The sequence below is a fragment of the Plesiomonas sp. genome, from assembly GCF_051650925.1.
Classification (GTDB): domain Bacteria; phylum Pseudomonadota; class Gammaproteobacteria; order Enterobacterales; family CAMTGL01; genus Plesiomonas.
Genome location: NZ_JBOFRH010000370.1, coordinates 1 through 9,160 on the forward strand (window position 1 = coordinate 1; position 9,160 = coordinate 9,160).

9 protein-coding genes are annotated in these 9,160 nt (G+C 50.6%); 3 read left to right on the forward strand and 6 right to left on the reverse strand.

What is annotated here, in order from left to right; all coding sequences use genetic code 11:
- The coding region (locus ACRC27_RS08410) for a potassium transporter Kup (RefSeq protein ID WP_438639668.1) at window positions 1-1,274 on the reverse strand (1,274 nt) is incomplete at its 3' end.
- Window positions 1,275-1,525: 251 nt separating this feature from the next.
- Here ACRC27_RS08410 and ACRC27_RS08415 point away from each other — a divergent pair.
- From ACRC27_RS08415 to ACRC27_RS08425, 3 genes are read left to right on the forward strand one after another with little or no spacing between them, the layout of a single operon-like run.
- Complete coding sequence (locus ACRC27_RS08415) at window positions 1,526-2,014, forward strand: MarR family transcriptional regulator (protein WP_438622562.1); 489 nt, start codon at window positions 1,526-1,528, stop codon at window positions 2,012-2,014.
- A 7-nt stretch (window positions 2,015-2,021) separates the two neighbouring features.
- Window positions 2,022-3,191, forward strand: coding sequence for an EmrA/EmrK family multidrug efflux transporter periplasmic adaptor subunit (locus ACRC27_RS08420; RefSeq protein ID WP_438639669.1), 1,170 nt, complete (start codon window positions 2,022-2,024; stop codon window positions 3,189-3,191).
- Between the two features lie 9 nt (window positions 3,192-3,200).
- Window positions 3,201-4,733, forward strand: coding sequence for a DHA2 family efflux MFS transporter permease subunit (locus ACRC27_RS08425; RefSeq protein WP_438639670.1), 1,533 nt, complete (start codon window positions 3,201-3,203; stop codon window positions 4,731-4,733).
- Between the two features lie 151 nt (window positions 4,734-4,884).
- On the opposite strand, the gene ACRC27_RS08430 is transcribed toward ACRC27_RS08425, so the two are convergent.
- From ACRC27_RS08430 to ACRC27_RS08450, 5 genes are all read right to left on the reverse strand, one after another.
- On the reverse strand, window positions 4,885-6,234 hold the full coding sequence (locus ACRC27_RS08430; RefSeq protein WP_438639671.1) for an OmpA family protein: 1,350 nt from the start codon (window positions 6,232-6,234) through the stop codon (window positions 4,885-4,887).
- A 2-nt stretch (window positions 6,235-6,236) separates the two neighbouring features.
- The gene (motA, locus tag ACRC27_RS08435) at window positions 6,237-7,091 is read right to left on the reverse strand and encodes a flagellar motor stator protein MotA (RefSeq protein ID WP_438639672.1); all 855 of its coding nucleotides are present in this window, start codon (window positions 7,089-7,091) and stop codon (window positions 6,237-6,239) included.
- 10 nt (window positions 7,092-7,101) lie between these two features.
- Window positions 7,102-7,851, reverse strand: coding sequence for a FliA/WhiG family RNA polymerase sigma factor (locus ACRC27_RS08440; RefSeq protein ID WP_438639673.1), 750 nt, complete (start codon window positions 7,849-7,851; stop codon window positions 7,102-7,104).
- A 6-nt stretch (window positions 7,852-7,857) separates the two neighbouring features.
- Entirely contained in the window at window positions 7,858-8,331 is a 474-nt protein-coding gene (locus ACRC27_RS08445; protein ID WP_438639674.1) for a flagellar basal body-associated FliL family protein, read from the reverse strand.
- 11 nt (window positions 8,332-8,342) lie between these two features.
- Window positions 8,343-9,160 (reverse strand): flagellar hook-length control protein FliK (locus tag ACRC27_RS08450; protein ID WP_438639675.1); only part of this gene is annotated, 818 nt, incomplete at its 5' end.

Below are 9,160 nucleotides of genomic sequence, written 5' to 3' on the forward strand. Positions count from 1 at the left end.
AACCAACCGCCAGACTCAAGCTTAATCAGATTCGAGGCAAACAGTGGCAAATCTATCATCAGCATCAGTGTCAGCATCAGCAGCACCAGCGGCAGTGGCCAACGCCAGTTACGCAGCGCTACCACTGATAACAGAATCGATGTGAGCACCATCGTTCCTGTCACCACAATGCCGTAGGCCGAAGCCAGATTACTCGAGTGGCGGAATGTCAGCACCACCAGCACCACCGCGATAAACAGCAGCCAGTTGACCAGTGGAACATAAATCTGGCCAGCTTCCTCTTCTGAGGTGTGCAAAATGGTCATTGGGGGAAGATAACCTAAACGCACGGCTTGTCGAGTCAAAGAGAATGCACCAGAAATCACCGCTTGTGAGGCGATAACGGTAGCCAGTGTAGCTAAAATGACCAGCGGAAATAGTGCCCACTCAGGTGCCAGCATAAAGAAGGGGTTTTTCACAGCGGCAGGATTACTCAGCAGCAGCGCGCCCTGCCCAAAATAGTTCAGTACCAGTGATGGGATCACCAAAATAAACCATGCCAGCCGGATAGGTTTAGTGCCAAAGTGCCCCATATCGGCATACAGCGCCTCTGCGCCTGTCACTGCCAGCACTACCGAGCCGAGGGCAAAAAAGGCCAGCATTTTGTGCGCCCAGAAAAAATCGAGCGCCCAGCGTGGATCGAGCGCCTGCAACACTTCCGGATGCATGGCGATCCCACGAACGCCCATCAGCGCCAGCACACTAAACCAAAGCAGCATGACCGGACCAAACACCTTGCCGACCAGACTGGTACCGTGGCGTTGGATCATAAACAGGCCGGTTAATACGGCAATGCCAATCGGCAGGATATAGGGGTCAAATGCTGGCGTGATCAGCTCTAATCCTTCCATCGCGGAAAGTACCGAAATGGCGGGGGTGATGATTCCGTCACCGTAGAAAAAGCCAGCACCAATCAGCCCCAGTACCAAAATAATGGCAGTAGTGTGCGGCTGGGTACGCCGACCAGCCAACGACATCAACGTCAGAATACCGCCCTCACCGGCATTGTCAGCCCGCATCACAAAGCAGATATATTTGACCGAGACCACCAACATTAGCACCCAGAAGATAGTGGAGAGAAAGCCATAGATCACCGATTGGGTTACGCCCAATCCGGCCATCGACAAAATACACTCTCGCAGGGTATATAACGGGCTGGTACCGATATCCCCATACACTACGCCGATGGCGGCCAGCGTCAGTGCCGGCATGTTTTTCTTATGCTCAGTTTGCATTGTTAAATCCAGTCACTGTCTCTTTTTTTGATAATCCGTAATCTGTACCGGTCTCTGTTGCGCAATGGTAGCAGACTCTGCCGCAGCCCTGTTATCGCTGACGGCACTTCCTATTTAGTAATTTGTAACGAATTAGTGGCCAAATAATGGCATTGGTAAATTGCAGAAAGTAGTTTCAGGCGTTACTATTTTCAGTGTCAGCTATATTTGTCTGATAAAAACCCAATTTTGTACGTAGATTACTGCCTATCATGCCAAAACCCAAACTTCCGATCGAAACCTTGTTAGAACGTGCAAGGCAGCTAGACCATTCCGATGCACGGCAAGCGATTATTCTGTGCCGTTTACTGCAACATACGCACAACCAGTTGCTTAATCAGCACAATGAAGCACTTAAACAGTACCAGATTAATGATTCGCTCTTTACTGCACTGATTCTGCTGTACACCAGCGAAGGTTACACCCTGCAACCTTCCGATCTGAGTACGCTCCTCAATACATCACGCACCAGTGCAACGCGGATTGCTGATGAAATGGAAGCGCGCGGGTGGATTTCACGCCAACTGGTGGCCGGTGATCGACGCTGTTTTCAGTTAACGTTAACCGCGCAGGGGCTTGATTTTATGCACGCTATTTTGCCGCAAGAGCGTGAGCGGCTGTGCGCACTCTGGTCTCCGTTTACGGCCGATGAGCGGGCACAATTTGAACATCTCCTCCACAAACTTTTGTTACAGATCTAAAAAGGACATGAACACCATGACAGCGCCAAGCACGCCGCCGATCAGCGCCAAAAAAACCGTCCGTAAACGTGCCATGCTCGCGGTATCGGCGCTGTTTATTCTGGCCGCCGCCGCCTATTTTGCTTACTGGTATCTGGAGTTGCGCCACTATCAGCAGACCGATGATGCGTATGTGGCGGGTAATATCATTCCCATCAACACCCAGATAACCGGCAGCGTTACCGCCATTTTTGCCGATGATAACGACAAGGTGCTGGCCGGACAGCCGTTAGTCACGCTCGATAGTACCGATGCAACGCTGGCGCTGGAACAGGCGAAAACACAATTGGCTGAAACCGTGCGCAATACCCACAAACTGATGTTGGATGTTCGCCAGTTACAGGCCAACGTGGAAGCCCGCGCGGTGATCCTGTCGCAAGCGATGTCTGATCTAAAACGGTTCAGCACACTCGGCCGTAGTGATGCTATCTCACAGCAAGATCTGCAACACGCCCAAAATGCGGTGCGTCAGGCACAAGCAGAGTTGACTGCCGCCCAGCAGCAGTTGAATGCCACTCAAGCACTGGTACTCAATACTCCGCTGGCTGCCCAACCTGCAGTAAAGCATGCGGTAGAAGGGGTAAAACAGGCGTGGATTAATCTTCAGCGCACCACCATTGTTAGCCCGAGTGAAGGTTACGTGGCAAAACGCTCGGTACAAGTGGGCAGCTACATTGCTCCGGGCAACCCACTGATGGCGGTGATCCCGCTGCAAAATGTCTGGGTAAATGCCAACTTCAAAGAGACACAACTGCAAAATATGCGGATCGGGCAGCCGGTCACGCTAATCTCCGATTTTTATGGTGAAAACACCGTTTATCACGGCACGGTACAGGGCTTATCTGCCGGTACGGGCAGTGCGTTTTCTCTGCTGCCACCGCAAAATGCAACCGGCAACTGGATTAAAGTAGTACAGCGCCTGCCAGTACGCATTCAACTTGATGCCGCAGAGCTGACTGCACACCCGCTGCGGGTTGGTTTATCAATGACCGTCAACGTCAATACCCTTGATCACTCCGGTGCAGAGTTAGCAGAAAAACAGCCACAAATGGCCACTGCCAGTACACAGGCACTGGATATCAATATGGCACCGATAGAGCAGAACATTGCCGCTATCCTTACCCAAAATCAGGGATAAGGGGTCAGCATGCAAAAGCCATTAGAGGGCAAAGCACTGGTCTGGGCAACGCTGGCGCTGTCGCTGGCGACCTTTATGCAGGTGCTTGACTCCTCAATTGCCAACGTTGCCATTCCGACGATCTCCGGCAGTCTGGGGGCATCAACCACACAAGGCACATGGGTTATCACCTCGTTTGGCGTGGCCAATGCTATTTCACTGCCACTCACCGGTTGGTTTGCCAAGCGTTTTGGCGAGGTGAAGCTGTTTATCGCCTCAACGATTTTGTTCACCTTGTTCTCGTGGTTATGCGGTGTCTCATCCTCACTCGAGATGCTGATTTTTTTCCGAGTGATGCAGGGGCTGGTCTCTGGCCCAATGATCCCGCTATCACAAAGCCTGTTGCTGTCAAACTATCCACCAGCAAAACGGGCTATTGCACTGGCGCTCTGGTCGATGACGGTGATCGTTGCCCCGATTTGTGGGCCGGTGCTTGGCGGTTATATCAGTGATAATTTCCACTGGGCATGGATATTCTTTATCAACGTTCCAGTCGGTATTTTTGTGGTGTTATTAACCCGTAAGGTGCTGGCAGGGCGTGAAACCGAACGTGAATATAAACCGATGGATATGGTCGGGCTGGGCTTGATGGTCATCGGGGTAGGTAGCCTACAAATCATGCTCGATCAGGGGCGTGAGCTCGGCTGGTTTAACTCTAATGAGATATTGATCCTAGCCGTAACCGCCGCCGTAGCGCTCTCATTTTTTATCATCTGGGAGCTGACCGACGATAATCCGGTGATCGATTTATCGCTGTTTGGCTACCGCAACTTTACCATTGCGGTGATCTGTACCAGCTTGGGTTATATGATCTACTTTGGGGTGATTGTGCTGCTGCCGCTGCTGATGCAGACCAACCTCGGCTATACCGCATCGTGGGCTGGGTGGGCTTCAGCTCCGGTCGGGTTTATTCCGCTGTTTTTATCTCCACTCATTGGTAAATATGCGAATAAAATCGATATGCGGGTGCTGGTCAGCATCAGTTTTCTGGTCTACTCCGGCTGCTTTTTCTGGCGCGCAACGCTGTTTACCACCGATATCAGCTTTGAGTGGATTGTCTGGCCGCAGTTTGTACAGGGTATTGCAGTGGCCTGCTTCTTTATGCCGCTGACTACCATTACGCTATCAGGGTTACCGGCTAATCAACTGGCCAATGCCACCAGTTTGTCGAACTTTATGCGTACACTGGCCGGCTCTATTGGTACATCCATCACCACCACGTTGTGGGATAACGGTGAAGCGGTAAACCAAAATTACCTGACTGAACATGTGAACCCTTACAATCCGGCCGCACAACAAGCGCTACATGGCTTGCAAAGTGCGGGACTAAGTGCCCAACAATCAGCCGGTATGTTGGCCAACCAGATCACACAACAAAGCTATATTCTGTCGGCCAACACTATCTTTACCCTGTGTGGCGCGCTGTTTATCGGCCTACTGGTGCTGATCTGGTTTGCCAAACCGCCGTTTAACGCTGCTGGCGGCAACAGCGGGGCACATTGATTATCTATGGCACTAAGTACTAGGAACTGAATACTCAGCACAAAAAAAGCCCGCCAAAATGAACTAAATCCATAGATGGCGGGCTTTTTTAACGCTTTATCATGCTGAAACAAATACCCTAATACGGTACTACATACAGTACTTTGCAGGTTTAACCATGTTCAGTATCACCCGACGTCACCACAGAGGGCTTGATATAGCTTGGTTCTGACGTGGCCTTTAATAACGCCTCTGGTTTAGCACTGCGCACTGCCTGCACGGTATGATCCGGCGTTAACGTTGCCATTCCAGGTAAAATCGGATCAACCCCGATACGCACCTGATTGCCAGCCTGATCAATCAAGAGTGGCGGTAACATCGCCGCTTTGCTACTACGCTGCACAGTGCGGTTAACGGCAGATAGCGTACTCACCGGAAGCATTGCATGCGTAGTCGCCTCTGCCGCCAGCGGAGGCGTAATACTGTTTAGCGGGGGAGCGACACTCGGTATTGCCATCAACGCTGGTGTGGTAGTTGACCCAGCACCGATGACCGAGGTTTCCACAGGGCGCGGTGCTGCATTGGGTTGAGTCGCAATATACGGAGGCATTGGCTTGGCATTGGCTCGCCCAAACAGTTGAGCAATTTGTGCTGCCGCCTGTTCGGTCAGCACCGTAATCTCAATGCGTCGGTTTTGCCCGCTCATCGGATCTTCAATATTGACCGGCATCTGTTCGGCCATCGCCACCAGCTGTAAAATTTGATCTCGTTTCATACCATTGGCCGTCATTGCTCGACGCGCAGCCAACGCACGTTCAGCAGAGAGATCCCAGTTGGTATACTCCACATTATTCGGATAACGGGTATTATCAGTGTGGCCACTGATCATGATCCTATTCTGGATACTCCCCAGTACCGGTGATATGTGATCCAAAATATCCTTAAAAAAGGGCGTGATCCGGGTACTGCCGCGCTCGAACATATAGTGTTCGTTATCATCTTGAATCAGGACTCGCAGCCCTTGCGGTACGACTTCCACCCTCACGTTGTTGGTCGCATCTAGACGCACCGCTACGGTATTCAGAGCGTTGGCCAGAGCTTCCATCTGCTGCTGGGTAAGGTACTTACCTTGTAGCTTGCCTAACTCTTGGTTCTTATACTGACCTAGCGTTTTATTTTCCTGAAACAGCGCACTACCCAGCTTATCATTACCCTCAAAATCTGATTTGACCGGATTTTCCAGTGGCGAAGCCTGTCCACCAAAATCTATTGGGAATGGGCTATTAGTGATATCAAACACATTATCCATGTTATCAAACACACTGTAAGTGGCCATGTATTGCTGGACTTTCTGCCGTTCATCCTTGGAGGCGACTTCCATCACCCACAACACCATGAAAAAGGCCATCATGGCGATGGCAAAGTCAGCAAACGCCACTTTCCATGCACCACCATGCCCTTCATCGTGATCGTCGTGCTGAACTTTTTTAATGATAATCGTGTGGTGTGAGTCTTTAGCCATAATCAGTTCTGCTCGGCAGTCAGCCAGCGTTCCATCTCAAAGAAGCTCGGTTTGTATTCGCTGATTAAGAGTTTACGGCCAGCATCTAGCGCCAGCAGGGTTGGACGACCTTGCTGCTGTGCCACCAAAATAGCCATAACCATTTTCAGGCCCATCACCTCTTTTTTCACTAGATTAGCCATCGCCGCAGCCAGCGGGTCAAACACACCGTAGCTCAGTAATACACCAATAAACGTTCCCACCAGCGCGGCCGCTACCTTGGCACCGATAAGTGCTAGATTGCCACCGATATTTTGCATGGTGACCACAATACCCAGTACTGCTGCCACAATACCAAAACCCGGCATCGCTTCACCCGTTTTAGCCAGCGCCTTGGAAGCACGCAACAGATCATTTTGGATGGTGTGTATTTCTGTCTCCAGCAGAGCTTCTAAATCGTGTGGTGCCATTTTCCCCATCGCCATCAGACGCAGGTTATCGGTAATAAATGCCAACAATACCGGCGAAGAGGTGACACTTGGGTACTTAGCAAATAAGGCGCTGGAATCTGGCTTTTCGATATGTTCATCGAGCTTTTTAATGCCATCTTTACGCACAGTTTCCAATAGCTCAAACATCAGTTCGATAATGGCGCGGTAGTAATTCTGGGTATAGCCCTTGCCCATCAGGGTTTTCAGTTGCCCGCCAATTCCCTTGAGTACCGCTATCGGATGCGCTACTACCATAGCTCCCATCGCCGCACCCACAATAATAATCATCTCTGCCGGTTGCCACAGAGCGCCCAGATTACCTTTTGCTTCCAGATAGCCCAGAACGACACAGCCAAAAACAATAAAAAAACCAATTATTCGTTGCATATACCCCTCATTAGTCCGGCTGATTCCAGTCGTCTAACAGTCTATTTAGATGTTTTAGAGATTTCTTATGTAACTGACAGATCCGCGCTTCGGTAAGATCCAACACCAGAGCTATCTCTTTAAGGTTCATTTCATGTTCGTAATACAGACACAAGATGGTCTGTTCACGCTCCGGTATTTGTTTTAAAGCAGAGGATAAATCACGCTTGAAACGTACGGACTGGACTTCATCACTCGGCCAATACAGACCGAAACTGTCAAAACCGTCCTCCTGCAGGCTGTCAAGACTATCAACCTGTTCGGCCTGACAAGCCAGCAAGCGATCGTGCAGCTCTTCATCACTGATTTGCAGAGCAAGTGCCAACTCCTGACGAGTCGGCTTACGCCCCAATTCTCGACTCAGGCTACGGATCCTGTCTTTAAGCTCATGGCTTTTTTGCCGTACACCACGTGAACGCCAATCCAGACGACGTAGCTCATCAAGCATGGCTCCACGAATACGTGGGCTGGCCATCACTTCCAGTGGGATATCACTATCAGGATCGTAACGGCGAATTTCACCCAGCAGTGCCAACATGCCTATTTGTTCTAAATCATCACGACCAATCACTGCACTGACTTGTAGTGCCAGATGGCAAGCTATTCGCCGCACCAACGGTGCATGCTGCAGTAATAAGCGCTGTTCTCGTGCCTGATGCCCTAGCTTTTGGCTAGCTTGATAGGCATTCAGCCCCTGCGCGTTATCCCCGGCTGTGCACATAGACAGTTACTGCACTACCAATTTGGTGATCAGCACCTTGTCTACCGCACCTTCACCGCCCATTTTTTGCATAGTCGTGTGGATAGCGGTCAGTAATTTCTCTTGCAGTACGGCAACGGCATCGGGCGCTGTCAACTTGGTAAAATCTTCATGACTCAGTTCAGTAACAACCGTGTTGCGCACCAGTGGCATAAACTCTTGTACCTGAGTTTCAAACGCATTGCTGTAGGTCATCAGAGAGAGTTCGAGCATCATGTAATGCAGACGGTCTTCCCCTTGCACACTGATTACAAAGCGATCCAAATTAATAAAAATGGGTTTCTTCACCTCAGCAACTGTGGCCACTTCTTTTGGTTTAGCAGGTACTGACTTGTTAATAACAAAATGCCAATATCCCCATCCACCGCCACCCAGTAACACGATCAGTAATAGCGCAATGATGGCCAACAAAATGACTTTGGATTTTTTTCCTTGTGACATGATGTTCTCTCTTAAACCAAGCTGTCGAAATCGGTGCGATGATGTGACAGATTCAGGGCAGGAATACTGCTGTGGGCCGCGGCTCGACGGATCACCGAATGGCCATTGGCAAAACTAGGATCCTGTTGCTGCTGATTACCATGTTGTGGTTGTCCACCCGATACTGAAACATCAATCAGGTTCATCTGGCTCTGACTAAAATCCTGTCGAAGGCGATCACTGCCTGCTAACAAGGCTTCTCGGAGTTGTGGATGAGCAGCAGTAAATTGTACGCTTAGTTTATCGCCTTCCATCCGCAAGCTGATTTCCAGTTTCCCCAGCTCAGGCGGGTCTAGGCGGATTTGGGCATGCTGCAGTTTATTACCAGATTGTACCTGAATGCGCTGACGCAACTGTTCGATCAGAGCATCTCCCCATTGGGGCTTGTTAATATCCAGACTGAGAGTCGGCGACGGGGTACTCATTGCATCGGCACGGGTCGGCATTGCGGCAGCCGGTGCAGGCTTTTCCGTGATGGCATTCAGCCCTTGTTGACTGACCGCGACGACCGGAGCAGAAAGCGTTTTGTCGCTCAAAGCATTAGCCAACGCACTTAAATCGCCATCGTGTAGCTGAGCCGCTACGGCCGCGATTTGTGGGCGTGATTGCTCGAGATTTGCACCGTTAGCATGTAGGTCGGCCGGTTCTGGAATATCATGAACCGGTGAATCCGTATTTCCCGCTCTGCGCAGCGTGTTATTACCCATCATGTTGGTCAACGCCGCGCCAGTCAGTGGCGTATCCACCCCCTCGGAGCTGGCAAAACCTTGACGTAAGGCCTGCGGATTAG

Bases quoted from the DNA above. Each gene is read 5' to 3' on its own strand.
- ACRC27_RS08430 (WP_438639671.1), bottom strand. From the start codon at position 6,234: ATGGCTAAAGACTCACACCACACGATTATCATTAAAAAAGTTCAGCAC.
- ACRC27_RS08445 (WP_438639674.1), bottom strand. From the start codon at position 8,331: ATGTCACAAGGAAAAAAATCCAAAGTCATTTTGTTGGCCATCATTGCG.
- motA (WP_438639672.1), bottom strand. From the start codon at position 7,091: ATGCAACGAATAATTGGTTTTTTTATTGTTTTTGGCTGTGTCGTTCTG.
- ACRC27_RS08420 (WP_438639669.1), top strand. From the start codon at position 2,022: ATGAACACCATGACAGCGCCAAGCACGCCGCCGATCAGCGCCAAAAAA.
- ACRC27_RS08425 (WP_438639670.1), top strand. From the start codon at position 3,201: ATGCAAAAGCCATTAGAGGGCAAAGCACTGGTCTGGGCAACGCTGGCG.
- ACRC27_RS08415 (WP_438622562.1), top strand. From the start codon at position 1,526: ATGCCAAAACCCAAACTTCCGATCGAAACCTTGTTAGAACGTGCAAGG.
- ACRC27_RS08440 (WP_438639673.1), bottom strand. From the start codon at position 7,851: ATGTGCACAGCCGGGGATAACGCGCAGGGGCTGAATGCCTATCAAGCT.